General features: G+C 68.6%; 20 protein-coding genes. 10 read left to right on the forward strand and 10 right to left on the reverse strand.

Translation table 11 applies throughout. The features are described 5' to 3' along the window. Positions 1 to 326: 326 nt before the first annotated feature. Positions 327 to 1,763, forward strand: a complete 1,437-nt coding sequence (locus KBI44_01525; protein MBP9143139.1) for a glutamine synthetase — start codon at positions 327 to 329, stop codon at positions 1,761 to 1,763. A gap of 121 nt (positions 1,764 to 1,884) precedes the next feature. On the opposite strand, the gene KBI44_01530 is transcribed toward KBI44_01525, so the two are convergent. Then, positions 1,885 to 2,958 carry a hypothetical protein gene (locus tag KBI44_01530; protein ID MBP9143140.1) on the reverse strand — a complete coding sequence of 358 codons (1,074 nt, stop codon included), beginning with the start codon at positions 2,956 to 2,958 and terminating at the stop codon, positions 1,885 to 1,887. A 327-nt stretch (positions 2,959 to 3,285) separates the two neighbouring features. Between KBI44_01530 and KBI44_01535 the strand changes: the two genes are divergently transcribed. The 3 genes from KBI44_01535 (at position 3,286) to KBI44_01545 (ending at position 10,171) form a co-directional block, all read left to right on the forward strand. After that, positions 3,286 to 5,574, forward strand: coding sequence for a hypothetical protein (locus tag KBI44_01535; protein ID MBP9143141.1), 2,289 nt, complete (start codon positions 3,286 to 3,288; stop codon positions 5,572 to 5,574). Between the two features lie 76 nt (positions 5,575 to 5,650). Next, a complete protein-coding gene (locus KBI44_01540; protein MBP9143142.1) occupies positions 5,651 to 7,462 on the forward strand; it encodes a hypothetical protein in 1,812 nt (603 codons plus the stop codon). 132 nt (positions 7,463 to 7,594) lie between these two features. Then, positions 7,595 to 10,171, forward strand: a complete 2,577-nt coding sequence (locus KBI44_01545; GenBank protein ID MBP9143143.1) for a CHAT domain-containing protein — start codon at positions 7,595 to 7,597, stop codon at positions 10,169 to 10,171. On the opposite strand, the gene KBI44_01550 is transcribed toward KBI44_01545, so the two are convergent. From KBI44_01550 to KBI44_01570, 5 genes are all read right to left on the reverse strand, one after another. Then, a complete protein-coding gene (locus tag KBI44_01550; protein MBP9143144.1) occupies positions 10,168 to 10,977 on the reverse strand; it encodes a hypothetical protein in 810 nt (269 codons plus the stop codon). The genes KBI44_01545 and KBI44_01550 overlap by 4 nt on opposite strands. After that, positions 10,974 to 11,681, reverse strand: coding sequence for a sigma-70 family RNA polymerase sigma factor (locus KBI44_01555; protein MBP9143145.1), 708 nt, complete (start codon positions 11,679 to 11,681; stop codon positions 10,974 to 10,976). The genes KBI44_01550 and KBI44_01555 overlap by 4 nt, the downstream gene beginning before the upstream one ends. Positions 11,682 to 11,948: 267 nt before the next feature. Then, a complete protein-coding gene (locus KBI44_01560) occupies positions 11,949 to 12,335 on the reverse strand; it encodes a hypothetical protein (protein ID MBP9143146.1) in 387 nt (128 codons plus the stop codon). Position 12,336: 1 nt separating this feature from the next. Next, positions 12,337 to 12,522 (reverse strand): CPXCG motif-containing cysteine-rich protein, encoded by a 186-nt coding sequence (locus KBI44_01565; GenBank protein MBP9143147.1) that lies wholly within the window; start codon positions 12,520 to 12,522, stop codon positions 12,337 to 12,339. A gap of 45 nt (positions 12,523 to 12,567) precedes the next feature. Beyond that, positions 12,568 to 13,641 carry a DUF2911 domain-containing protein gene (locus KBI44_01570; GenBank protein ID MBP9143148.1) on the reverse strand — a complete coding sequence of 358 codons (1,074 nt, stop codon included), beginning with the start codon at positions 13,639 to 13,641 and terminating at the stop codon, positions 12,568 to 12,570. Between the two features lie 147 nt (positions 13,642 to 13,788). On the opposite strand from KBI44_01570, the gene KBI44_01575 reads away from it, so the two are divergent. Next, on the forward strand, positions 13,789 to 15,003 hold the full coding sequence (locus KBI44_01575; protein ID MBP9143149.1) for a GGDEF domain-containing protein: 1,215 nt from the start codon (positions 13,789 to 13,791) through the stop codon (positions 15,001 to 15,003). Positions 15,004 to 15,049: 46 nt separating this feature from the next. Here KBI44_01575 and KBI44_01580 read toward each other — a convergent pair whose 3' ends face one another. After that, a complete protein-coding gene (locus tag KBI44_01580; protein ID MBP9143150.1) occupies positions 15,050 to 16,366 on the reverse strand; it encodes a GTPase in 1,317 nt (438 codons plus the stop codon). A gap of 360 nt (positions 16,367 to 16,726) precedes the next feature. Between KBI44_01580 and KBI44_01585 the strand changes: the two genes are divergently transcribed. After that, positions 16,727 to 17,659 (forward strand): transposase, encoded by a 933-nt coding sequence (locus tag KBI44_01585; protein ID MBP9143151.1) that lies wholly within the window; start codon positions 16,727 to 16,729, stop codon positions 17,657 to 17,659. 333 nt (positions 17,660 to 17,992) lie between these two features. Here KBI44_01585 and KBI44_01590 read toward each other — a convergent pair whose 3' ends face one another. Beyond that, positions 17,993 to 18,682 carry a hypothetical protein gene (locus tag KBI44_01590; protein ID MBP9143152.1) on the reverse strand — a complete coding sequence of 230 codons (690 nt, stop codon included), beginning with the start codon at positions 18,680 to 18,682 and terminating at the stop codon, positions 17,993 to 17,995. A 334-nt stretch (positions 18,683 to 19,016) separates the two neighbouring features. Continuing rightward, the gene (locus KBI44_01595; GenBank protein ID MBP9143153.1) at positions 19,017 to 19,214 is read right to left on the reverse strand and encodes a hypothetical protein; all 198 of its coding nucleotides are present in this window, start codon (positions 19,212 to 19,214) and stop codon (positions 19,017 to 19,019) included. A 368-nt stretch (positions 19,215 to 19,582) separates the two neighbouring features. On the opposite strand from KBI44_01595, the gene KBI44_01600 reads away from it, so the two are divergent. From KBI44_01600 to KBI44_01615, 4 genes are all read left to right on the forward strand, one after another. Continuing rightward, positions 19,583 to 20,032 (forward strand): BlaI/MecI/CopY family transcriptional regulator, encoded by a 450-nt coding sequence (locus tag KBI44_01600; GenBank protein ID MBP9143154.1) that lies wholly within the window; start codon positions 19,583 to 19,585, stop codon positions 20,030 to 20,032. Continuing rightward, positions 20,025 to 22,130, forward strand: a complete 2,106-nt coding sequence (locus KBI44_01605; protein MBP9143155.1) for a M56 family metallopeptidase — start codon at positions 20,025 to 20,027, stop codon at positions 22,128 to 22,130. The genes KBI44_01600 and KBI44_01605 overlap by 8 nt, the downstream gene beginning before the upstream one ends. Before the next feature lie 55 nt (positions 22,131 to 22,185). Beyond that, the gene (locus tag KBI44_01610; GenBank protein ID MBP9143156.1) at positions 22,186 to 22,668 is read left to right on the forward strand and encodes an EVE domain-containing protein; all 483 of its coding nucleotides are present in this window, start codon (positions 22,186 to 22,188) and stop codon (positions 22,666 to 22,668) included. 187 nt (positions 22,669 to 22,855) lie between these two features. Next, on the forward strand, positions 22,856 to 23,992 hold the full coding sequence (locus KBI44_01615; GenBank protein ID MBP9143157.1) for a DUF4388 domain-containing protein: 1,137 nt from the start codon (positions 22,856 to 22,858) through the stop codon (positions 23,990 to 23,992). 43 nt (positions 23,993 to 24,035) lie between these two features. Here the strand turns inward: KBI44_01615 and KBI44_01620 are convergent, their stop codons facing one another. After that, positions 24,036 to 24,701 carry a class D sortase gene (locus KBI44_01620; GenBank protein ID MBP9143158.1) on the reverse strand — a complete coding sequence of 222 codons (666 nt, stop codon included), beginning with the start codon at positions 24,699 to 24,701 and terminating at the stop codon, positions 24,036 to 24,038. Between the last annotated feature and the right edge of the window lie 53 nt (positions 24,702 to 24,754).

Below are 24,754 nucleotides of genomic sequence, written 5' to 3' on the forward strand. Positions count from 1 at the left end.
GTTCGCCCGCGAGAAGCTCTAGCGCGGACCCGGCTCCGCCCGGCGCGCCACCTCCGAGCCGAGGGGATCTTGCGCCGCCCGGCGGGCCACCTCGAAGCCGACGGGATCCTGCGCTTCTCGGGCGCTCCTGGGGCCCTCTCCTCCCATCTCACGCCCTGCGATGCTCGAATCCCGTCGGCTTCGAGGCGCCCCGCCTCCGTCACCGCAGATCGGTACGCGCCTCTTTTCCTTTACCGGAAGCTTTTGCTTTTCTTTCTTATTGTGCTAGTTTTTAACTTAAGAATTGCATTCTTAATACTAAAAACGCAATTTCTAAGGAGATCGACATGACCACCGCCCTCCGCGACTTCCTCGAAATCCCTTACGACAAGCTCGAAGAGCTGAACCTCGCGGCCAAGGCCGACCGCCTGGCGAGGAAGGATCCGGCGAAGATCCAGGAGGCGCGGATGAAGTACCTCACCGACGAGCGCCGGATCAAGGCGGTGACGGTCTGCTTCACCGATCTCGAAGGTCGCCTCCACATGCTCGACTACGACAAGAAGTTCCTGCTCGGGTCCGCCGACAACCTGACCTTCGACGGTTCGTCGATCCGCGGCTTCTCGCAGCAGGCCGAATCGGACCTGCGCCTGGCGATCGACTGGGCGGCGTTCTACTGGCTGCCCTCGGACATCTTCGGCGCCGGCAAGATCCTGGTCTTCGGCGAGGTCCAGGAGCGCGACGGCAGCCCCTACCGCGGCGACATGCGGGCCCGGCTGAAGGCCTTCGGCGAGCAGCTGTGGAAGAAGGACCAGACGGTGGCCTACGCCTCGAACGAGATCGAGGGCTTTCTCTTCAAGGGCCGCGATGCGGAAAGGCACTACCACGAGACCGGCACCTTCGACTTCATCTCGACCGGCGGCTATTACCATTCGCTGCCCGGGGATGCCCTCCGCCAGTTCATCGACACCGCGGCCGAAGTCCAGCGCGCGATGGGCTTCGGCAACGAGAAGGATCACCCCGAGGTGGCCCCTTCACAGTTCGAGATGAACTACAGCTACACCGAAGCGACGATCGCCGCCGACCAGGTGCAGCTCTACAAGCTTCTCTCCCGCCAGGTCGCGGCGCGCATGGACATGACCGCCTGCTTCCTGCCCAAGCCGGTCACCGGCGTCAACGGCAACGGCATGCACACCAACGTTTCGCTCGCCCGCAAGGGCAAGAACCTCTTCCACGACAAGAAGGGGCAGGACGGCCTGACGGCGCTGGGCTGGAACTTCATCGAGCGCATCCTCGCCAACGCCAACGATATCTGCCTCTTCCTCAACCCGAGCGTCAACTCCTATCGCCGGCTCGACCCGCACTTCGAGGCGCCGAACCAGATCAAAGCTTCGGCGATCGATCGCGGCTCGATGGTGCGGATTCCCCTCGGCAACGAGAAGTCGGCCCGCGTCGAGGTGCGCTCGATCGCCCCGGACGCCAATCCTTACCTCGCGATCTACTCGGTCGTCCGCACCGGCATCGAAGGTCCGCTGGCGGCGGAGGAGAACGACGGCAAGCGCCAGCGCACGCGCTTCCTGCCCGACAACATCTACGACGGGCTGCGCCTCTTCAAGGGCAGCCGCTGGGCGATGGAGCTCATCGGCGAGGAGGTCCACGGCAAGTACGCGGACCTGAAGCTCGCCTCGGCCGAGCGCTGCCCCAAGGCCCTGGGCACCCGCGTCAAGCGCAGCGAGATCCAGTTCCACCACGAGGTGACCAACCAGTACCTCTGGTCACAGTTCTAAAAGCCGGAGCCGGAAGAGGCCCGGGAGGCCCGGGACACAATACCGGGACACGATACTCATCGTGTCCCGGTATTGTGTCCCTCTATCGTGTCCCGTTTGTGTGTCCCGGCTTGGTGTCCCGTCAGGGGATGTAGGACCAGAAGCCGCTGTCGCCGCCGTCGAAGCCGTCGTTGAAGATGCCGTGGTCGACGGCAAACTCGATCCCCTGCGCCTCCCAGGCGACCTGCAGGGGCATCGAGCCGGGGGCGATCAAGGAGCTCTCGCCGGGGCCGGTGAGGATCGCGAGCGGTGAGATCGTGGCGATCGGTACGTCTGGTGGCGTGCCGAAGTGCATCACCAGGAGGTCGCCCGGCACCGAATTGAAGTTCTCGAGCGGAGAGTCGAAGTCGATCTGGATCTTGCCCGGCGGCAGGTGCGTCACGGTCAGGCTGACATCTCCGTGCCGGGGGTCGGCGGTCACTTCCGGCAGCTCCGTGGCGATCGCCGGATCGTAGGTGATCACCAGCCGCCCCTCCTGCAGGTCGAACGGCTCCGCGGTCCCGATCTCGATCACCGCTCCGGAGCCGGGATGCACCTTGCCGCCATCGACCGAGAACTCCACCGGGGCGGTCGGCGCGCGGATCGTCAGGGTTCCCTCGCGGGTCTCGAGGAGCACGGGGTCGTCCTCGGGATCGTCGAGGAAGGTGAGACCCAGGTCGAGGGCGATCGTGTACTGGGAGCCGGGGACGACGTCCGGCGCGAGCCTCACGTAGATCACGCCGAAGACGCCGTCCTGGGCGTTCACGGTCGCCGAGAGGGACTCGAAGTCCACATCGAACGTCTGCGTCGGCAGGTCGAACGTGCACGGTTGGGGCACGGCGTCGTTGTCGACGCTGAAGATGACGACCGAAACGCAGCTCTCGATCGGCAGGGTCGTGCCGACGAACCGGACCGCGCCGCCGCCGACCTGCAGACCGGGGGTGATGCCCGAGGCGAGCTTGCCGCGCCTCACCGGGCGGGAAGCATAGGTTCGCACGACGATGGCGGTCTCCTCCCCTGGCGCGCCCACGGCGTCCTGGACCCGCAGCATCAGCGGCTCGACCGGAATCGCTGCCAGAGGAGCGGTGATGGAGAGGGCGGCCAGGACCAGCCCCGCGCTCAGCCTGCCTGCGGTGGAGAGACCACCCTCGGACCTGAATCTGTTCGTCAGCTGCATCTTCTTCACTCCCTCCGCAGGGACCGCGGATGCTGTCACTCTAGGGGAAGCCGTCGAGCCCCGCAAGGAACTCGGCGCCTGCCTCGAGGCGAGCGGCGCGCAGCCGGGAGACCCCACCTCGAGAAGACAGACAGCCAGGCGCGGCCAGTGGAACAGAGCGCTTCACGAGCGCCCTCGTCTCGCAGCGGCCACTACCCGGTCGCCGAGGTGGGCAAGTCTTCCGCTGGACATGTTCCAATGCGTTCCTTCGACTGTCCAAGTCGATGAGTGGACGCCTCCGGGTGTCACCGACCCGCGGCTCACGGACAAACCGGAGGACTTCTCATTTTGCGGCATCTTTCCTCGAAAACGGCACAACTCGGCTGGGCAGTCGTTGCTGCCTTTCTCCTCGTTGCGCCCTCGCCCGCCCTCGCGGCGGAAACTCCGAAGCCGGCAGCTGCCGTCTGCCCGGCGACCTCCCTGCTCGCCGGACTCGCGCCACTCGCTCCGCTGGCTTCGCCGGCTCCAGCCACCCCGGCGCCCTTTCGAGGAAGCGGCTCGATTCTCACCGACGGCCGGATCGCACCCGAAGGCGGCGTGTGGGATTCGGAGCTCGCCTTCCGCATGGCCGCCGCCGAGACGGTGGTGACCTTCGACATCGGTTCCGAGGCCACGGTGCGCTCGCTTCTGGTCCAGGCCGACGCCAACGACAGCTACCTCGTCGAGGGGTCGATGGACGGCGTCGGCTTCGTCCGGGTGGGAGAGATTCCACGCCTCGACGGGGTCCACGGCCTCCGCCTGCGCGCCCTGAGCGTCGCGGCCTCGCCCTTACGATTCCTCCGCCTGAGCACATCGAGCGGCGACGGCCGGGCCTCCATCTCGGAGTTTCAGGCCTTCTGCGTCGAAGCGGACCGCTGGGAGGCCCATCTGGAGGTCGTCGACGCGCCGCCAGCACGCGCGCCGCAGAGCAGCCGCCGCCACTGGAACGACGTCTCCAGCCGCTGGTGGGAGCTGGCGCTCGCCCTTCTCGGCCTCGGACTGCTGATCTACGACAGGCGGTCGGCGAAACGGGCGGATCTCCGCGAGCCCCAACAACGGGCGCCCCGGAAGACCGCTCGGCGGTGGCTTTTCGCTACCGTCGGGCTGGTCTCGGCGCTCACGTACTTCAACTTCGGCGCCTTTCATTTCGGCTCGTTCGTCCACGGCTGGGACACCTTCCACTACTACCTCGGCGCCAAGTACTTCCGCGAGCTCTCCTACGACCGCCTCTACGACTGCGCCACGGTCGCCGACGCCACCCGCGAAGCCGCCGACAGCGACGCCATCTTCGCCGCCCGCCTGGCGCACGCCGAAAGGCGCAAGGTGCGAGACCTCCGCACCAACGAGCTCGAGCCGACCACCGAGCTCCTCGCCCATCCCGAGCGCTGCACGACCCGGTTCACGCCCGATCGCTGGCGGGAGTTCCGCCAGGACGTCGCCTGGTTCCGTGACCGCGAAAGCGCCGGGCGCTGGGACGAGATCTTCGCCGACCACGGCTTCAACGCCACGCCGGTCTGGAACATCGCCGGCTCCCTGCTCGCCAACCTCGGCCCGGCGAGCGACCGGCAGATCGGAACGCTCGCGCTCATCGATCCGCTCTATTTCGCGGGGATGGCGGCCGTTCTCGTCTGGGCCTTCGGTGTCCCCGGCGCCGCGGTCGCCCTGCTCGTCCTCGCGACCGACTTCCCGGCACGCTTCTTCTGGACCGGTGGCGCCTACCTGCGCTGGGACTGGCTCTTCTTCACCGTCGCCGCGGTCGCCTGCCTGCGCCGCGGACGTCCGTACCTGGGTGGCGCGGCGTTCGCCTATGCCGCCCTGCTGCGGATCTTCCCGATCTTCCTCGCGGTCGGTCCGGCGGCCATCCTGCTCGCCGAGCTGGTCCGCCAGTGGCGGGCGGCTTCCGGCCGACCCCTCGAGCGTCTGCGCACTGCCCTGGCGTCCGAGGCGGTGCGACCTTCCGTTCGGTTTGTCGCGGGAGCGCTGGTCGCCGCCGCCGTCCTCATCCCCGCGAGCCTCGTCGTCAACGGCGGCCCCCCGGCCTACCGCCAGTTCTTCGCCAATACGATCAAGCATCAGCACACTCCGCTCACCAACCACATGGGGTTGCGCACCGTAGTGAGCTTTCGGCCGGCGGAAGTCGGGCGTGAGCTCCACTCGGAGAGTGCCCCGGAGCCGTGGGAACGCTGGAAAGAGGCGCGCCTGGCCGCCTGGGGCCGGTCGCGAGCACTCGCTGCCGGTATCGCTCTCGCGGCGCTGCTGGCGGTGGCCCTCGGGGCGATCCGGCACCGCGAGCTCTGGATCGGAGCGGCGCTCGGAGTCGCCTTCATCCCCTTCGCCGTCGAGTTGACCTCCTACTACTACGCGTTCCTCGTCGTGCCTGCACTGCTCTGGACGGCGCGCCGGGAGGCCGGTATCGCGCTGCTCCTGCTCGGCGCGTTCGGCCTCTTCGTTTCGCTGGCACCGCTTGCGGGCATGCCCACCTGGAGGGACGAGCAGTACACGCTGATCTCCCTGGCGACCCTGCTGACGTTGCTCTTCGTTCTGCTGCGATTCGCCTTTGCGAAGCCGCTGTTCCAGCCCCCCTCCCACCCTGTCTAACGACCTGAACAGGAAAGTCGCGACGCCCGAGCAGCTTCGGCCCGAGACAATCCGCAACCCAAGAGGAGCAACGATCATGAATCACTCCAAGCGCTTCATCGGCGGCCTTCTCGGAGTCGGTCTGGCCTTTCTGAGCCAGTCCGTCTCGGCCGGCGGGCCCGGGACCGTCAAATTCGACCAGTCGAGCGTCTCGGTCCTCGAGGAGGCCGGAGTCGCCATCGTCGTTGTCGAGCGCTCGCAGGGAGAAGATGGCCCCATCACGGTCGCCTATTCTTCCGCCGACGTCACGGCTACGGCCGGCGCCGACTACACCGCTGTCTCCGGGACGATCTCCTGGGCCAGCGGCGACGGCGGGAACAAGACCATCACGGTGCCGATCCTCAACGACGCCTCCCCGGAAGGCGGCGAAACCCTGCTGCTGGCGCTTTCGAACGCCACCGGCGGCGCGACGATCGACCCGACGCGCAGCACCGCGAGCGTGACCATACTCGCGAGTGACGGTGGGTCCGGTGGCTCGGGTGGCTCGGGTGGGTCCGGTGGCAGCGGTGGCAGCGGCGGCTCGGGTGGGTCCGGTGGTAGCGGTGGCAGCGGCGGCTCCGGCGGCAGCGGCGGCTCCGGCGGCAGCGGCGGCTCCGGCGGCAGCGGCGGCTCCGGCGGCTCGGGTGGCAGCGGCGGCTCCGGCGGCAGCGGTGGCTCGGGTGGCAGCGGCGGTTCCGGCGGCTCCGGTGGCTCGGGTGGCAGCGGCGGCTCGGGTGGCAGCGGCGGCTCGGGTGGCAGCGGCGGCTCCACGGGCGACGGCTCGGGCGTCATCAAGTTCGACGAGAACACCTTCCTCGGCCTCGAGAGCGGCGGCGTCGCAGTGATCACCGTCGAGCGGTCGCACGGTGAGACCGGCTCGGCCTCGATCGACTACTCGACCTCCAACGGCACGGCGAGCGACTCGTCGGACTACGTCGCGGTCGCCGGCACGATCAGCTGGGGACCCGGAGACGGCTCGACCCGGACCTTCACCGTTCCGCTGATCAATGACGGGGTCGCCGAAGGCAACGAGACGGTGAATCTCATCCTCTCCAATCCGACCGGCGGCGCGATCATCGACGCCGAGCGCGGCACGGCCGTCCTCGTCATCACGGAGACCGGCGGTGTGCCTCCGGGAGGCGGCAACAACAGTCGCCCGGGCACTTTCAAGTTCGGCGAAGCGAGCTACCAGGTGATCGAGGGACAGTCCTTCGCGGTGATCACCGTCGAGCGCTCGCAGGGCGAGTCCGGAGCGGTTTCGGTCGACTATTCGGCGGCAGCCGGAAGCGCCTCCGCAGGGGACGACTTCGAGGCGGTCTCGGGGACCTTCTCCTGGGGCTCCAACGACGGCAGCACCCGGACGTTCCAGGTGCCGATCGTCAACGACACGCTCTCCGAGGGCAGCGAGACCATCCTTCTCGACCTCTCCCGGGCGACCGGCGGCGCCGGCATCGACTCGGTCCGCGGCTCGGCGCTGCTCAACCTGCTCGACGACGACGGCTCGCAGGCCAACTGCGTCCCGAGCGCGACCAACATGTGCCTGCTCGGCGGGCGGTTCGCCGCCCAGATCACGTACCGGACACCGAACGTCGGCACCGGCGCGGGCAAGGCGGTCACCTACTCGAACCAGACCGGACTCTTCTGGTTCTTCAACCAGGAGAACGTCGAGATGCTGCTCAAGGTCGTCGACGGCTGCGACGTCCCCGGGTTGAACGCCTACTGGGTCTTCTTCTCGGCGACCACCAACGTCGACTTCACTCTGACGGTGACCGACACGCAGACCGGCATCTCGAAGCAGTATCGCAATCCGCTCGGCCTCGCGGCCGAGCCGATCCAGGACGTCGCGACCTTCACGGCCTGTCCGCAGTAACCTTCCCACGGAATTCGCCCCCGCTTCACCCCTCACCTTCGGCGGCCCCGGATCTTCTCTCCGGGGCCGCTGTCTTTTTGGGCCCGCCACGCCGCCCGCTGTCCGCCGCCGCCTTCGCCATAGGATGCCCGGGTGCCACTCCCGCACTCTCTGCTTCGCCCCCTGTTCGCCTGGCCGATGGTCTTTCTCGTTCTGGCGTCGTCCGCGAATCCCGCGCGCGCCGGTGCCCCCGACCGGAAATCGGCCGCGCGAGAAGAGTGCGAACGCCTGAACGACACGGGCAGCTACGCCGAGGCGCTTCCTCACTGTCGGGACGCTGCCGATCTGCGCCGCCCCGTCGAATCCGGACTGGCAGACGGCGACCTCGGAAGATCGCTCACCAGCCTCGGCCTCGCCCTCGAGATGACCGGTGACCGGCGAAGCGCCGAGGCGAGCTATCGCGAGGCGCTCGCACTCCATCGGAGCGTCGGACAGCACGAGGCGGAGGCACTCGTGCTGTCGAATCTCGCAGCACTCGCGATCGGCGGCGGCGACTACGCCGCCGCGCTCGCCTGGCTCGCCGCCGAGGAGGCGGTCACCCGCCGCGCGCTCGCCGAAAGCGACGCGGAGTGGGCCCCGGCCGAGCTCGACTATGTGCGCATGAACCGCAGCGTCGCACTCGAGCAGCTGGGCGCCTACGCCGAGGCACTCGCCGAGATTCGCCCGGTGGCCGACCACCTCCTCGCCGCCGGGGACGAGAACACCGCGCGCCGCGAGTCGGCCGCGCTGGCGGTGAACCTGGCGGTGCTCTACCGCAATCTCGGAGACCCCCGACGCGCCCTGACGCTCCTCGAACGCGCCCGTCTCGTCTACGAAAGGCTGGGTGACCGCTCGGCGCTCGCCAACGTGCATCTCAACCGCGGCCTGGCTTACCAGCTCAACCTGCGCGAGCCGGAGCGCGCCGACGAGGAGCTCTCCCGGGCTCTCGCGCTCGCCCGCGAGAGCGGCGACCGCGGCGAGGAGATCCGCACTCTCTGCGCGCTCGGCGACCTGCGCCGCGCGGCAGGCCGCCTTTCCGCCGCGCGGGCGGCTTTCGAAGAGGCGATGGTCGCGGCCGTCGCCTCCGACGCAATGGCCGGCCGTTGGACAGCGCAGGCCGGCCTCGGGCGCGTCGCGCGGGACGCCGGCGATCCCGCGCTGGCGCTCGTTCACCTGCGCGCCGCCATCGCCGGGATCGAGTCGACGGGAGCGGCGCTCGGCGATGCCGCGCTGCGCGGCGGCCTGCTTTCGGATCAACGCGCGGTCTATGCCGCCGCGGTCGACCTCCTGGCGGAACGCGCCCTCGAGCTCGAGGGGCCGGAGGAAGAGCGCGCCGCGCTCGAAGCGCTCACCATCGCCGAGCAGGCGCGCGCGCGCGAGCTGCTCGACGCTCTGGCGGGAGGCGGATCCGGTGCGCCTCTCCTTGCTGCCGGGCTCGCTGCCTCGAGCGCTCGCCTCGGACCAGCCCTCGTCTACTTCTTCGGCGAACGCCACCTCTGGCGCTTCGAGCACGAGGACGGCCGCTGGCGAATCGCTGCGGCGGGCGAACCGGCTGAGATCCGCGCCCTCGTCACCCTCGTACATCGCCCCCTGGCACGCGCCGAACCTGCGCCAACCGACGTGCTCGCGCGGTTGAGCCATCTGCTGCTGCCAGAGCGGCTGCCGGCCGGATCCGAGCTGCGAATCGTGCCCGACGGTCGGCTGTTCTATCTCCCGTTCGAGCTCCTGCCGGATCCGGAGCGCTCGGGGAGGAACCTCGTCGAGCGGCTCGCTGTGAGCTATCTGCCCAGTCTCTCGGTGCTCGCGCACCTGCGCAGCCCGGCGAGGGCGGCGCGCTGGAACGTCGCCGCCCTGGCCGATCCAGAGCTTCCGATTCGCCCTGCGGCCGGTGGCTCGAGCTCGCTGGCGGATCTCCTCGCGCAGCGCTTCGGCCTGCCACCGCTCCCAGGCGCCGCTCGCGAAGCTCGCGACGCAGCGGCGCGCCTGGGAGAGCCCAGCACAGTCGAGCTCGGGCGCGCGGCAACGGAAACGAAACTGCGCGAGCTGGCCGGCGAAGGGGTTCGCATTCTGCACATCGCGGCGCACACCGTCGTCGACGAATCGATCGCCGGGGGCGTCGCGCTCTTCCTCGCCCCCGGGGATCGGGTGGCCGATCCCAGCGGCGCGGCCGGCGATCCCGCGCTCGCCACCGCGGACGACGGCCTCGTGACCGCGGCGGAGCTCGCGCGAATGCCCCTGGAGGTCGATCTCGCGGTCCTCTCCGGTTGCCGTACTGCAGTCGCCGAGACGGGGATGACCGGCGGCGACGGAGCAGGAGGAGGGCGCGCCCTCGCCAGCCTCTCGGGAGCCCTTCTCGGCGCTGGATCTCGGGGCGTGGTCGCCTCTCTCTGGGAAGTAGGAGATGCCGCGACCGCAGCCCTCATGGAGCAGTTCTACTTCGAGCTCGCCCGGGGAGTCCGGCCGGCGACCGCGCTGCGCCGCGCCAAGCTCCGCCTCGCCCGCGATCCGCGCTGGGCCGAGGCTCCGGGCTGGGCCGGATTCGTGCTTCTCGGAGACCCGGGGGCGATCGCGCCGCCGCGGGCCACCTGGCGCTGGCTCGGCGGAGCGCTCGCGGCGCTTACCCTGGGCGGCACGCTCATGCTGCGGCAGCGGCGCGGCCGGGGGCGATCCCCGGCTTCAACTCTGGGCTAGTTCGCCGGCTCGAGGCGGAAAGCAGCGGGTAAGGACTGGGCGACGGCGTTGCCCGCGACATCGAGTGCCGTCACGCTCCAGCGATAGGTTACGAACGACTCGAGCTTCGTCGCGAGCTCGGGAGGTGTGGCGACTCGCGGCGTTTCCACGGTGCCCTGCCAGAGAAGATCGCCGGCGACATCGCGCACTTCGACGCGATAGCTCGCGGCCCCGGGCACCGCGCGCCAAGAAAACCCGGACGGCTGGGCGCTCTCCACTCCCACGGGAGCATCGAGGAGAACCTCTCCGCTGCGCACGACGTCGGAGCTCAGGGCATCCGGGGCGTCAGGGAGAGCCGGCGCGAGGTTCCTGTGGCCCCATTCGAAGGTGAGCCCCAGCCCGATCACGATCAGAGCGGCCGCCGCCCATCGGCTCCAGAGCGACATCTCGCCCCGGCCTGCGGATACCTTCGCCCGTTTCGCCCGCGCCGCGACCGCCGGAGCCATCGGCAGGACGCGAGCCAGTTGCGGAGCGAGGGGGACTTGCGGGGTCTCGCGCGCCGGCGGCGAGACCGCCAACTGCTCCGCGACCCAGGCGATCTCGGCCGCTTCGGCAGCGCTCTGCGGCGCGGCGGTGAACGCTCCGGCGAGCGCGAGCTCGGCCGAGCAGGCAGAACACCCGGCTGCGTGGGCGCGCAGGGCCTCGGCCTCGGGGGTCGTTGCCCCGGCGAACAGCGTCTCGAGCAGCTCGGAGAGCGGCGGGCAGTCGGGTCCGGGCTGCAGAGCCTGGCGCAGCAGCCGATTGCGGTCGAAGTCGATCGTCGTCATGACAACTCTCCCTGGGGGTCTTCCGGACGGCTCGGGCTCTTGCCGGGCTTGGGGGCTGCGCCGCGAGCGGCCTCGCTGGCTGAATTGGGCGGACGGGTTGCGCCGAAAGCGTTCGCGCCCGCAGCCGACGCCTTGAAGCTGCGCTGCAGTTTGCGCTTGGCGGCGACCAGGTAGGCCCGGGCACCCGACTTGTTGCCGAGCTCGAGCAGTTGGTCGATGGCCGCCAGCGTCAGTCCGTCGACGAAATGCAGGTGCAGGATCCGGGCTTCGAGCGGCTCGAGATCGGAGGCGATCGCGGCCCGGAGCTGCCCGACGAGCAGCGCCTGGCCGACCTCTTCCTCGACGCTCGGGCCCGGCGCCGCCGGTTCGATGAATCCCTCCTCGTCGATCGAATCGGCATCGCGCCGCCGGTTCGAGATCGACCGGTTGATCGTGACGCTGCGAGTGACGAGGTAGAGCCAGGTCGCGAACGAGCTCTCGAAGCGGAAGGTGTCGAGGCGTTCGTAGACGCGGACGAAGACCTCCTGCGCCAGATCGGCGGCCTCTTCCCGGCGCCCGCTGATCCGCAGGCACCAGGCCGCGACCCGGGTCTGGTAGCGCCGGAAGAGAATGTCGAGGTGGCGCGCCGCGAGCTCGGGATCCTGCCGGACGGCCCGCGCCTCCCGCACGATCTCCTCGTCGCTCCAGCTGGCGATCGATTCCATCCCCGGACGCTCCTCAGCTCTTCCGATCGAACCCGGGAGCTGCCTTCCGCGAGCCTTGGCGAAGGGCAGGAGCCGGGAGCGCTGCCCGGCCGGGTCGGATCCGGCAGCGGACCGGAGGCTCGGCCGGCCGGAGGACAGTCGAGCCGGCGCCGCGGCACCCGAATCGGGACTGCAGGACGCGAGCGGCAGGGCGAGTGGAAGTGGCCTCACGCTTTCCTGAGACAGTCCGGGGGGGTGCGTGGAACAGTTCACTCTCCGGCGAACGGTTCATCGGGTTCCATCCTGGCTCCCGGAACGCGGGTCGGGGCGGCCCGAAGCGCCAGCGTCAGCCGGATCGGTGCAGAGGTCCCAGAGCGCACCAAGGGTGCCGAACGGCCCTCCCCAGACGGCGCGCATCATCACCGCCCGCCATTGCTGGGTCGCCAGGCCGCGGAACCGGATGGCGCGGATCAGCAGCGTCGGCAGCGTCACGAGACAGAAGAGATTCACCGCCACAGCGGTCCAGAAGAGCGGCCGGTTCGAAGGCGAGCCGGGCGACGACAGCTCGGCCACGGCGGCGGCGAGAAAGCTCGCGACGGCAGCGGCAAAGGCCGCGAGTCCGAGCCACCGGTACCACCCGATGGAGCGCCCCGGCGGTCCCGAGCCAGCGCTCATTTCAGTCTGACCCGTCGGCGCGCGCCACGTCGACACGGCGCGCGCCGGCGGCGCCCGAGATGCGAAGCAGCCAGGGGTTGCAGCAGACTTCGCAATCCTGCACCAGGGCACCCTCGAGGTCCGGCTCGAGGTGAACCTCCACCTCTTCGCCGCAGTAGGGACAGGTGATCAGGAACTCGTCGTCCATGCGCCCACAGTCTATGGGACGGCAGGGCGCAGCGGGGTTTCCCCGTCAGGACGACTTCTGCAACCCGTCGAGGATCCCCTGGATGCGCGCCTTCTGCGCCTCGGGGGCCATCGCCAGCGCCTTCCTGTAGATCGCGGCCGCCTCGACTTTCTTGCCCGTCGCGGCCAGCCCCTCACCGAGGCTGTCGTAGGCGTTCCAGGATCCCGGATGACGCTTCACGTTCTCGCGGAAGATCGCGATCGCGTCGGCACTGTTGGCGCCGCCGAGCAGCTGGTAGCCGTAGGCGTTGAGCTCGGCTTCGTTCGCCCCCGGGAGCGCCTCGTCCATGAGCTTCTTCGCTGCGGCGCCGTCGCCCCTCTCGGCGAGCAGGCGTGACTTGGTGAAGCTGTTGGCGAAGTTCTTCTGGATGGCGATCGACTTGTCGACCCAGACCATGGCGTCGTCCAGATGGATCTTGTTGGTGAGCAGCGTCGTCGCGGCCTGATTCCAGGGCTGCCAGAAGAACTGCGGCAGCCCGCGAAGCTCGCGCTGGAGACTCCGATAGACGATCTCGGGCGTATCGACCCTGATCTTGAACGGTACCCGGAGCTTCTCCCAGCGCAGCGCGACGGTCGCTTCCCGGGCGGTCGCGTCGTCGAAGGTGTAGGCGAGCGCCTCTTCGTGCGGCGCAGCTTCCGGCGTCACCTCGACCCGCAGAAGGTCCTCTTTCTCGTCGTACGAGAAGCTCCCCCAGTTCGTGTCGACCGCAGAGAAGATCAGCTGCCAGGCGCCCGCAGAAGGCAGCGTATGGAAACCGTAGCTTCCGGCGGGAAGGACGTGGCCTTCGACCTCGACCGGCGTCGAAAACGCGATCGTCGTGTTCTCGTTCGCGCCCGCCCGCCAGACCTCACCGTACGGCACGACCTTGCCCCAGATCTCGCGCCCCTGGACGCGCGGGCGGTGGTAGGTGACGGTGACCTCGGTGAGTCCAACCGTCTGCGAGACCGTCGCGGCCTGCGAGGGCTGCGGCAGGGTGAGCGGTGGCCCCTGGGCGAAAGCGCGGTCGGTGCCCATACTGCCGAGACTGACTGCGAGTGCGGTGATGGCGGCGGCGAATGCGGCGGACGGTCGGGATGACATCGCGAAGCCTCCTCAGGATTCGGTCTGCGGTGCGGAAGCGGTCTGGGCCTCCTTCCTCATACGGGCCGGACACGCCGGAAGTTCTGGTTCGATGCGCGGGCGACCGCCTCCGCTCACCGATCGGGGTCGGGTAGATAATGGGCACAGGTGGCCTACCTTCACGAGCTCCTCGACGCCTTCGGGGCCGGTCTCTACCTGCTGTTCGGGGCCGCCCACCTCGACCTCTGGCTCCGGCGGCGCGACCGCCCCGGCTACCTCTGGTTGGCGGGCGCGAGCGCCATGGCGCTCCTGGTCGATGGGACCGGATTCCTGATGCGTCGCCTCGCGCCGGCTTCCGACCCGTTCCTCGGCTCGCTCAACCAGTTCGCCGTCGCCGGGGCCACGGTCTGCATCTACGAGCTGGTCGTGGCGCTCGGCCGCCAGCCGACAGGCGCTTTCGCGCGTGGCCTGCAGATTTTCGCCCTGGTCGTTTCGCCGCTGCCGTTCTATGCCGGAGCACCGCTGCCCCTGGCGCTCCTCAGCTGCGGCCTGCTGCTCGCCGGCGCGATGGCGCGGGCTTTTCGCACCGGCAGGGAGGGTGACCCGGACTCCCGCCTTGTCGCCCGGGGCATCCTGTTTCTCATCCTCTGCCTGCTCGTCGACATCGCCATGGAGCTCGCCTGGCTGCCGAGGATCCCCGCCCTGGCGCTCCTGGGATTCAGCGTCCTCTTTCTCGCTTCGGCCCGATCCCTCAGCGAGCGGTTCGATCGCGACCATCGGGAGCTCGGCGCCCTGCGCCGCGACCTCGAGCGCCGGATCGAAGAGCGGACCCTCGCGCTGCAGGCCGCCAATGCACTGCTGGCAGAGGCCTCCCGGACCGACGCCCTCACCGGCCTCCTGAACCGGCGAGGCTTTCTGGAAAAAGGGGGCGCCGAAATCGACCGCAGCTGCCGCTCCGGGAAACCGCTCTGCGTGGTGATGGCGGATGTCGACCACTTCAAGCGCATCAACGACAGGCACGGCCATGCCGCTGGCGACGTCGCCCTGCAGGGTCTGGCGAGCCTGTTACGCGGCACCCTGCGCAGCCAGGACCTCGTCGGACGCTGGGGCGGCGAGGAGTTCATTCTGCTGCTGCCCGAGACCGACGTCTACGGCGCGTCGCAGGTGGCCGAGCTGATTCGCCGCAAGGCAGGGCAAGAGGCGATCCGTGTCGGCGACCTCGAGCTTCCCGTCACCCTCTCTTTCGGGCTCGCCGAGCATCGGCCGGACCGGAGCCTGGAGATGACGATCGCCCATGCCGACGCGGCGCTCTATCGCGCCAAGGCCGAGGGACGCGACCGCGTCGTCGCGCACCGTTCGCCGCCACTCGGCACTCCGGCCTGAGCCGTTGACCTAGACCCCCTCGGCGCGTTCGCGAACTGCCCGGGACCTATCCGATTGCCGCCTTCAAGGCGCGCTCGATCGTGCCGGGTTCGCGCTCGACGAGCTCGTAGGTCACGTTGACGATCGGCTTGTCGGTCTTGAGGACGCGCGCCAGCTCGATCGGCGTCCCCTCGACGACGACGTCGGCCGGCGTCGCCCGGATCGTCGCCTCGAGGTCGCGGATCTGCTCGTCGCCGTAGCCCATTGCCGGCAGGATGCCCTTCGCATTCGGGTACTTGGCGTACGTGGCCGCCAGGGAGCCGACGGCGTACGGCGACGGATCGACGATCTCTGCCGCCCCGGCGTCGTGTGCGGCGTACCAGCCGGCGCCGTAGCTCATGCCGCCGTGGGTGAGCGTCGGACCGTCCTCGACGACCAGCACCCGCTTGCCCCGGATCGCCGCCGGATCGGAGACGCGGATCTCGGAGTTGCAGCGCAGGATCGTGGCGCGAGGATTGAGCTTCCGGCAGGTCGCCTCGACCTCGGCGACCTTCGCCGGATCGGCGGTGTTCACCTTGTTGACCAGGATGAGATCGGCGAGCAGCACATTCACTTCGCCGGGGTGGTAGGTCGCCTCGTGCCCCGGCCGGTGCGGATCGACCAGGGTGATCTGGAGCGCCGGGGTGTAGAAGGATGTGTCGTTGTTGCCGCCGTCCCAGAGGATGACGTCCGCCTCCTCTTCGGCGGCGCGCAGGATCTTCTCGTAGTCGACGCCGGCGTAGACCACGAAGCCGTTGTCGATGTGCGGCTCGTACTCCTCGCGCTCCTCGATCGTGCACTTGTGCTTGTCGAGGTCGGCATAGGTCGCGAAGCGCTGACAGATCTGCTCCGAGAGATCGCCGTAGGGCATCGGATGGCGGACGGCGACCACCTTCTTGCCCATCGCCTTGAGGATCTTCGACACGTAGCGCGTCGTCTGCGACTTGCCGACGCCGGTGCGCACCGCCGTGATCGCCACCACCGGCTTGACCGAAGTGAGCATCGTCTTCTGCGCCGCGGCGAGCACGAAATGCGCCCCCGCCGCGATCGACCGCGACGCGAGGTGCATGACGTCGACGTGCGCGAGATCGGAGTAGGAGAACCAGGCCTCGTCGATCTTCTCGGCCGCTACCAGCGACTCGAGCTCCTGCTCGGCGACGATCGGGATGCCCTTCGGATAGAGCCCGCCGGCGAGCACCGCCGGATAGGTACGACCGGCAATATCGGGGATCTGCGCCGCGGTGAAGCCGAGCACCTCGAACTCCTCGCGGTCGCGGAAAAGAACGTTGAAGTTATGAAAATCGCGCCCTGCTGCTCCCAGGATCAGTACACGTCGACGTCGCATGCGAAAGCCTCCCTTTTGTACCCTCGAGAGGACGATACCTGCCGCCCCACCCCCGCCCCATACCCGCGCGGGTGGGCTGGAGCCGCCGAGGCAGGGCTGACCACCCGGCCGCTGTCACTGGGGTGCGGATGGGGTGGTGCGGATGGGCAGATGGGCAGATGGGCAGATGGGGTGCCAGCCGATTCTCCGGAAGGGGTGCCACTCCACTTATTGCGAAGGAAGTGAGAAGAGCTCCCCCCGATCTCCAAAGCAAAGACGGCCGAAAGAGGTGCCTCCGAAAGAGGTGCCACCCGATTTCCAAAGTCGGCCACTCCAGCCTTCGCCGCCAGATTGCCGAGCCGATTTACGTCCTTCACCTGTATGCCAAGAAGACTACGCTACATCCCGCCCGGAGGAGCGCTTGTCGAGGTCACCTGTCGGACCCTCCAGGGCCGTCTGCTGCTGCGCCCTTCGGCGGGCCTCAACGACGTCATCCGGGGCGTCCTCGCCCGCGCTGCGCGTCTGGCATCGGTTCCGATCCACGCCCCGGCCTTCCTCTCCAACCACTACCACCTCCTACTCTCGGTCACCGACGCCCAGCAGCTTGCCGAGTTCATGAACTACCTCAACTCGAATCTCGCCCGCGAGGCCGGCCGCCTCGCGCGCTGGCGCGAGAAGTTCTGGGGCGGGCGATATAAGGCGGTTATCGTCTCCGACGAGGAAGCGGCCCAGGTGGCCCGGCTTGCGTACGTCCTGGCGCAAGGTGTCAAGGAAGGGCTCGTCGCTTCGCCGTTCGACTGGCCCGGGGTCCATTGCGCCCAAGCCCTGACCGAGGGGACGCCCCTCTCCGGCCGCTGGCGCGACCGCACCCTCGAGTCCAGGGCACAGCGCCAGGGGCTTCCGCTCGAGCCGCGAGATTTCATGGAGCAGGAGGAGCTCCAGCTCACTCCCCTTCCGTGCTGGGAATCGATCCCCCCGGAGGAGTATCGAGCTCGGGTTCACCAGATGATCGATGCGATCGAGACGGACGCCCGACTGCAGCAGGAGGCGACCGGGACCTCTCCGCTCGGCGCCGACGCCGTCTGCCGGCAGAATCCCCATCACGAGCCGAACCGGATCAAGAAGGGTCCAGCCCCGCTGGTGCATGCCGTGGCTCCGGCGGTGCGCCGCAGCATTCGCAAGGCCTACTTCGCCTTCCGCGATGCCTACCGATATGCCGCGAACCGGCTACGCACGGGCGCGACGGACTTCGAGTTCCCACCGGGCGCGTTTCCACCGCCGCTCCCGGTCCGAGCCGCGGCACGAAGCGGCTAGCGACCCTCCGAGTTGGTTCCCAGATCGCGAGGCGGATCGAGGAGGCAAGGCCTATCAAGGACGAAAGTCCGTGATCCTGAGAGAACACCGCGCCGAACCCGAGCGAAAAAGGGGCGTGACTGCTTGCCTAGAGTTCAGTCCGCAGCTTCCACGTCCCGTTGGATCGTGCTGAAATTCCGAAAGAGCTAAGAATGCACTAGTGCTTCCGGCACCTATCAGAAGCAGTAGGAAATCCGCTGGAAATCGGGTGGCACCTCTTTCCCTCTTTCCCCAGGAAATCGGGTGGCAGCTCTTTCAGCACCTCTTTCAGCACGATTCTCGAGCGCGACGAGGTCATTCTTCAGCCCTGAGAATCGCCGCCACGCGAGAAAGCGATTGCGGCTCATCGTCAGCAATCAAAGTCAGCGCCGTTGGTTCAATGACGTCGCCCGTCAGACGAAACCGAACAAGGGCATTGAAGGACGACAATGCGCCAGGGCCCGGGCGAAAGCCCGCGACGAGCGTGCGATCGCCGACTTCCGCCGACGGATGGAAGGTCGATTTCTTGGACAGGAACCTCGCCCCCTGAGCGTCGAACCAGCCGCCCTCTTCCAGGACTGAGAGTCGATCGCTTGGTGTGTAGGTTCCCTTTAGTGCCTCTTCGACATCGATATCAATTCGGCGTACCACCTTCCCCGAAATGCAGTGCATTCCCACTTCAATGTTTGCAATTCTTCCGACCAAGACCTCGCCCGCTGACCTTAGGGCTTCCAGCGTTGCGATCCGGTCCAGCCCGGCCTCCGGCGCGACCGAAAAAACCTCTGGCACCCCTTGTCTCGCGGGAACTGACTTGTACGCCACGATCCAGCCCCGACAGCGCTGGTCTAGTGGCAGAAGCTCCCACTCTCCGCTTGCAATCTCGTCACCGGAGACGAAAAGGCGCGTCGAGAGGTCGGGCCCCATATTCAACGGTTCGGAGGTAGAAGCCTGGCCACCACCCGCGGCAAGGGCTAAGACTAGAACGGCACACATGCGCGAAGTCATCAATGAGTCTCCTGGAGCTGCCCCGATTCGGTGGACAGTTTACGGCTTTCACTCATACGAACGGTTGTGGGCTTGTAGTGGAGCCCCGGGGGGGCTCCATCAGCTCTTCTTCAGTCCCACGGAAGCGTGGCGTGCCGCCGACCTCGGCGGCTAAGCCCGAGTCGGCGTGACGAGCTTCGAAGCACATCGGGCTGATGTTCCCGATCGCCGAGTGCCGGCGCCGGGGGTTGTAGAAGCCTTCGACAAGGAAAAAGACCGCTATTCGGGCCTCGACCGGGGTCCGAAACATCCTGCGATTGAGCAACTCGCATTCGAGTGTGGCGAAGAAGCTCTCTCACATCGCGTTGTCGAAACAGTCGCCGACCGTGCCCATCGAAGGGCGGACATGCGCCTCGCAGCAGCGCCTGCCAAATTCGATCGAGGTGTACTGGCAGCCTTGGTCGGAGTGGTGCATCACGTCCTGCGGCTTTCTCCGCTCGAGCGCCATCCCGAGCGCCTCCGCGATGAGCTCGGTGCGCAGATGCGTGCGCATCGCACGACCGGACCCTCGAGTCCAAGGCACGGCGCAAGGGGCTTGCGCTCGAGCCGCAGGCCTTCCTGGAGCAGGAGGATTTCCAGCCACGCCAGGCGGCACCTTTCAGGCAGGAAATCGGGTGGCACCTCTCAGAAATCGGGTGGCACCTTTTTCAGCAGCACCTTTTTCAGCACCTTTTTCACGGGAGGTGCCACCCTCGTCCCGCTCCCCAGTGACCCTCTGCGCCGGAATGGGCAACCTCCCGCGACCCCTCGCGTATCGACCAGCGAGCCTTCCATCAGGAGATGGGGCTTGACAGCTCCCGAAACCTCAAACTACAGTTGTCGTACTACAAGTGTAGTTGTGGTCCGGCGAGAGGAGATTCGATGGCGAAGCGGCAGCGCAAGACTCAGCTCTCCGATCTGCAGCTCGCGGTGATGCGCGTGCTCTGGAGCCGCGGCGAGGCGACGACGGCCGACGTCGTCGCCGACCTTGCCGCCGAGCGCGGGCTGGCGCACACCACGGTGGCGACACTCCTCACGCGGCTGGAGAAGCGCGGCGTCGTCGCTCAGCGCCGTGACGGCCGCACCTGGATCTACAGCGCCAGCATGAGCGAGACCGAAGTCCAGCGCTCGATGGTCGCCGACCTCGTCGCGTCGCTGTTCGGCGGCGACAGGACGGCGCTGGTCGCACACCTGGTGAGCACCGACGAAGTCTCCTCCGGCGATCTCGCCGCCGTCCGCGCCCGCCTGCGCGCCGCCAGAACCGCGAATCGACCGCCGGAGACCCCGGAGACCCCGCAAACCCCGGATACCTCGGAGATTGCCGATGTCTGACCCACTGCTGCCGCTCGCGACCTGGCTCGGTACGTATCTCCTCCACTCCACCGTGCTCTTCGGCATCGCCTGGGCGATCGACCGATGGCGTTGGCTGCGTTCCCCCGCGCTCCGCGAGCTCCTCTGGCGCGCGGCCATGGTCGGCGCGCTCGTCACGGCGACGGCCCAGAGTGCCGGTGTCGCGGCGCGCGCGCCGATGGCGTCGTGGCTCCCTTTCACCCCCCGCACCCTGCCGCTGGCGGTCGCCCGGGAGGTCGGGGCCGCCGATGCCGCAACCTTCGGCGCCGCCATCGCAGCCGACGCAGCCATCGCAGCCGTCGCAACGAGCGCCGCGAGCGAGCCGGCGCTACCGGCGCCGCGCCCGACGGACTCGGCCGGGGCCGGGAACCGGGCCGGTTCGTCCGGCCAATGGATGTCGTTGCGCTTGCCGCGCCTGATCGCCGCGCTCTGGATCGCCGGAGCCGCCTTGCTGATCCTGCGCCTCGCAGCGCACGGTTGGCGGACGCGGCGCGACCTCGCCGGCCGCACGCCCGGTGACGCGGCTCTGCGTCGCGAGCTGGCATCGATCTGTGACACGCAGCGGCGGTCGGTGCCCGCGCTCTCCGTGACCGCCGCCATCGCCGGACCGGTCGCACTGCCGAACGGCGAGATCGTCCTGCCGCCCTGGGTATCCGTTCAGCTCGACGTCCGCCAGCGACGCGCGGTGCTCGCGCACGAGCTCGCCCACCAGGTACGGCGCGATCCGCAGTGGCTGGTGCTCACGCTGGCGCTCGATGCGCTTCTCTGGCTGCAGCCGCTCCACCGCCTGGCACGCCGCCGACTCGGCGCTCTCGCGGAGCTCGAAGCCGACGCCTGGGCCGCCCGCCTGCTCTGCGATCCGCGCGCCCTCGCCGAGTCGCTCGCCGCCTGCGCCGAGCGCCTCTTCGCCACCCGTACCGCCCTGTGGAGCGCCGGCATGGTGACCGGCTCCCGCCACGACTGTCCGCTCCTCGAACGCATCGATCGCCTCTTGAAAGGATCCGCCATGACCCATCCGAAGAGCACGTGGCCGGCACGCGCCGGCGCCCTCGCGGTTCTCTCAGCCGGCATCTTCCTCCTCCCGGGCTGCGGGCCGGCGGGCTTCGGCCAGATCGGCGGCGGGAGCTCGACGTCGATCTCGATTTCCGACGACGGCGACACCCGGATGTCCGTCCGCCGCGCCGGCTACTCGATGCGCATGGATTCCGACGGCGAAGTGACCTTCACGGCGGACGAGTCGGACGTCGCGACGTTGTCCGCCGGCGGCACCTTCTCCTTGACGGAGAAGTCCGGCGGAGTCGAGCACGTCTACAAGGTGAAGTCCCCTGGCGACACTCTCGAACGCACCTTCTTCCGCGACGGCGACGAGGTCGTTCCCGACGCCGAAGCCCGCCAGTGGCTCGCCGCAGCGCTGCCCAGGATGTTCCGCGAGTCGGGACTCGACGCCGACGCCCGCGTCGGTCGCCTGCTTGCCCGCGGCGGGCCCGAGCTCGTGCTCGCCGAGGTCGATCTCGCGGTGAGCGACCACGCGAAGTCCACCTACCTCGGAAAACTCTTGGGCACCGTCCAACTCGATGCGCAGCAGTTCGAACGCGCCCTGGCGAGTGCCGCCAAGCTCGGCTCCGACCATGAGCTGCGCACCGCGCTCGAGCTGGGGCTTGCAACGCAGGAGCTCGACGGCGCACGAGTGACTGCGCTCCTCGCGACGGCGCAGCAGCTCGGTTCGGACTTCGAGCTGCGCTCGCTGCTCGAGCGTGTCGCCCCCCGCGGCGGCGACCCGGAGGTCGCGGCCGCCTACCTGACCGCCACCCGCGAGCTCGATTCCGACTTCGAGCGCCGCACCGCGATCGTCGCGCTCCTCGACGGAGCCAGGCTGGACGGCGCCGGCCTCGCAGAGGTGCTCGACCTCGCCTCCGGTATGGGTTCCGATTTCGAGAAGCGCACGGTTCTCGAGCTGGTGGCCGGGAGCGTCGCAGCCGACCCTGACCTCAACCGTCGCTACCGCGACGTCGCGCGTGGAATGAGCGATTTCGAACGCGGCGAGGCGCTCCGGGCTCTCGACGACGCGATGTCGATTTAGACCCGACGGGGCGCGACGATCTAAGATCGGCGCTCACGACCTGCCGGAGCTGCCGATGCCGCGACGATACTGGCTGATGAAGTGCGAGCCCGAGGCCTACACGATCGGCGACCTCGAGCGCGATCGAAGCACGACCTGGGAGGGGGTGCGCAATTACCAAGCGCGCAACCTCCTGCGCGACGACATGCAGGTTGGCGACGGCGTACTGTTCTACGCCTCGAACGCCGAGCCCTCGGGCGTCACCGGCCTGGCGGAGATCGTCCGCTCCGGATTTCCCGACCCGACGGCGTGGCGACAAGGACACGAGTACTTCGACCCGGCCTCGACGAAGACGAAGCCCGTCTGGTACTCGGTCGAGATCGGTTTCGTCGAGCGCTTCGCCGCGACCCTTCCACTGGCGACGCTCAAGGCGACGCGCGGGCTCGACAAGATGCTGGTGACGCAGAAGGGCAGCCGCCTTTCGGTCCAGCCGGTGACCCGGGCGGAGTACGACATCGTCGTGCGCCTCGCCCGACGCGCCGGCCGGCCCCGCCGATGACCCGAGCGGGAGCCCCCGCACAGCCGCGGTTCCGACCTGGACCTTGACCTTCCCCTCTTTGACGACTATTTTCACGGCAGCAGCTCTGCGCCAGGGACGTCCGCTCGTGTGTCACCGAAGCGCAATTTCGGTTTCCTCCCCTGCCTCGAGTGTGCAGTCGCTGGCGGCGGGTACCTAGGAGAGTCAGATGGCATTCAGGGGATCACTTGCCGAACTTCCGCTGACCGACATCCTTCAGCTCGTGGCGGTATCGAGCAAGACCGGCGTGATCACGCTGCACAACGCCGACGCCCGCGGCGAGATTCACATCGACAAGGGCAGAATTTCACATGCGACGAGCGGCCCACTCGCCGGCGAGCAGGCGTTCTTCGAGCTCGCGCGCTGGCTGGCGGGAGAGTTCGAGTTCACCCAGGACGCCCAGGTGGCCTCGCGCACCATCGAAACCTCGAACACCAACCTCCTGCTGGAGGCTGCGCGGCAGATCGACGAATGGAAACTGCTGGCGAAGAAGATCGGTTCGACCCGCATGGTGCTCATCTTCGAACCGAACGCCTCCAGTTCGATCTCGCTGACGCCACAGGAGTGGGCCATCGTCACTCGGGTCGATGAGCGGCGAAATATCGATGAGATCGCCGCGGCTCTCGGTCATAGCGTGTTCGAAACCTGCAAGGTGGTCCACGGTCTCCTGACTTCCAGAGTTCTCGGCCTGCGTGAGGATCTGCGTCAGCTGCCGCTCGATCGCGTCCGGCGCCTCTCCGGAGTCGAACAGGACCGCTTGGCCCTCGAGATCCACCGCGTCGCCGCTGAGCTGCTCGATGAACAGCATCGTTCGCCCGAGCTCGACGGCGCGCTGCGCCTCTACCGCGCCGAGTACGAATCAGGCCGCACGTTCGACGCGCTGCTCGATCTGGTCCGGGAGGCCGAAAAGTCCGTCTCCGGCATCCTGGGGCCGCACCAGGCCCGCGCCTTCCTCGACCGCGTCGTGCTGCTGCTCGGCGGCGGCGAGAGCGCGCGCATCTCCTCGGCGGCGACGCGTCCGCTGGCGCCGGCGGTGCGTCCGCCGGAGCCCTCCTCGCGTCCGTCGGAACCGCTGGCGCGGACGGCCAGCCCGCCCCTCGATCTCGCCAAGATCCGCAGCCGCCTGGCGGAGCTCACCTATCAGGGGCTCGGCCCCGAGGGCGAAGTCCATGTCCTGCGGATCGAAAAGGCGAAACGCGCCGAAGAGCTCCTCAAGGTCGCCACCGCCAGCCGCGACCTGCTGCGCAAGATCGGCAAGGAGGAGGTCGCCGGCGCCATCGAGGCGGAGCTCGGCCTGCTCGCCTGATCCGAACCGCTCCCGACGCCCCTCACCCGACCCGGGCGGAGCATCAGATCGTCCGACGGCTCGGTCGCGCCACTTCCCGCGCCCGGACGACGTAACGCAGCGGCGCCGGGCCGACGTAGTGGAAGGGATAACAGGTCACCAGGGTGAGTGTCGGGTGATCCGCCGGCGTCAGGACGTCGATGCGCTGCGGCGGGACGATGCGAATCGACTCGACCTCGTATCGAAACTCGCCCTCCCCGGTCCGCAGGATCAACGGATCCCCCTGGTCGAGCTCGCCCAGTCCGCGAAAATCGGTGTCGCGGTGGCCGGCGAGGGCGACGTCCCCCGGCTCTCCCGGGCGGGAGCTCGCCGGGATCCGTCCCACCGCGCGGCGCAGCGTTTGCGCGTCGACACCGTCGACGACGAGTGCCGAGAGCGCGATCGATGGAATCTCGAGCTGGGCGACGAACGGCAGCTCCCGCGCGCGGCTCGCTGCGCGAGGGTGGATCCGGTCGCCCGACCGGCTCGGGTCGCTCGCGCCCGGCTCGTCTTGCGCGGCTCGGCTCGCCTCTGCAGCGCGCAGGCTTTCGTCGAGGGCGCGACCCTGGCGAGCCCTGAAGAGAGCGCGATCCGCCACCGAGAATGAGATGAGCAGAGCGCTGGCGACGGCGACCGTCCAGAGCGCGGCTTCGATCCACCCCCAGGCAGAGCGTCGTCTTCTCAGCGCCATTGGAACCCTCGGAGTTACCGGCTACGTCGGAGCGGTCGGAGCGGTCGGAGCGG

Source organism: Thermoanaerobaculia bacterium (genome assembly GCA_018057705.1).
Taxonomy (GTDB): Bacteria; Acidobacteriota; Thermoanaerobaculia; order Multivoradales; family JAGPDF01; genus JAGPDF01.

Bases quoted from the DNA above. Each gene is read 5' to 3' on its own strand.
- KBI44_01525 (MBP9143139.1), top strand. From the start codon at position 327: ATGACCACCGCCCTCCGCGACTTCCTCGAAATCCCTTACGACAAGCTC.
- KBI44_01530 (MBP9143140.1), bottom strand. From the start codon at position 2,958: ATGCAGCTGACGAACAGATTCAGGTCCGAGGGTGGTCTCTCCACCGCA.
- KBI44_01540 (MBP9143142.1), top strand. From the start codon at position 5,651: ATGAATCACTCCAAGCGCTTCATCGGCGGCCTTCTCGGAGTCGGTCTG.
- KBI44_01550 (MBP9143144.1), bottom strand. From the start codon at position 10,977: ATGACGACGATCGACTTCGACCGCAATCGGCTGCTGCGCCAGGCTCTG.
- KBI44_01555 (MBP9143145.1), bottom strand. From the start codon at position 11,681: ATGGAATCGATCGCCAGCTGGAGCGACGAGGAGATCGTGCGGGAGGCG.
- KBI44_01560 (MBP9143146.1), bottom strand. From the start codon at position 12,335: ATGAGCGCTGGCTCGGGACCGCCGGGGCGCTCCATCGGGTGGTACCGG.
- KBI44_01565 (MBP9143147.1), bottom strand. From the start codon at position 12,522: ATGGACGACGAGTTCCTGATCACCTGTCCCTACTGCGGCGAAGAGGTG.
- KBI44_01570 (MBP9143148.1), bottom strand. From the start codon at position 13,641: ATGTCATCCCGACCGTCCGCCGCATTCGCCGCCGCCATCACCGCACTC.
- KBI44_01580 (MBP9143150.1), bottom strand. From the start codon at position 16,366: ATGCGACGTCGACGTGTACTGATCCTGGGAGCAGCAGGGCGCGATTTT.
- KBI44_01585 (MBP9143151.1), top strand. From the start codon at position 16,727: ATGCCAAGAAGACTACGCTACATCCCGCCCGGAGGAGCGCTTGTCGAG.
- KBI44_01590 (MBP9143152.1), bottom strand. From the start codon at position 18,682: ATGACTTCGCGCATGTGTGCCGTTCTAGTCTTAGCCCTTGCCGCGGGT.
- KBI44_01595 (MBP9143153.1), bottom strand. From the start codon at position 19,214: ATGCGCACGCATCTGCGCACCGAGCTCATCGCGGAGGCGCTCGGGATG.
- KBI44_01600 (MBP9143154.1), top strand. From the start codon at position 19,583: ATGGCGAAGCGGCAGCGCAAGACTCAGCTCTCCGATCTGCAGCTCGCG.
- KBI44_01605 (MBP9143155.1), top strand. From the start codon at position 20,025: ATGTCTGACCCACTGCTGCCGCTCGCGACCTGGCTCGGTACGTATCTC.
- KBI44_01610 (MBP9143156.1), top strand. From the start codon at position 22,186: ATGCCGCGACGATACTGGCTGATGAAGTGCGAGCCCGAGGCCTACACG.
- KBI44_01615 (MBP9143157.1), top strand. From the start codon at position 22,856: ATGGCATTCAGGGGATCACTTGCCGAACTTCCGCTGACCGACATCCTT.
- KBI44_01620 (MBP9143158.1), bottom strand. From the start codon at position 24,701: ATGGCGCTGAGAAGACGACGCTCTGCCTGGGGGTGGATCGAAGCCGCG.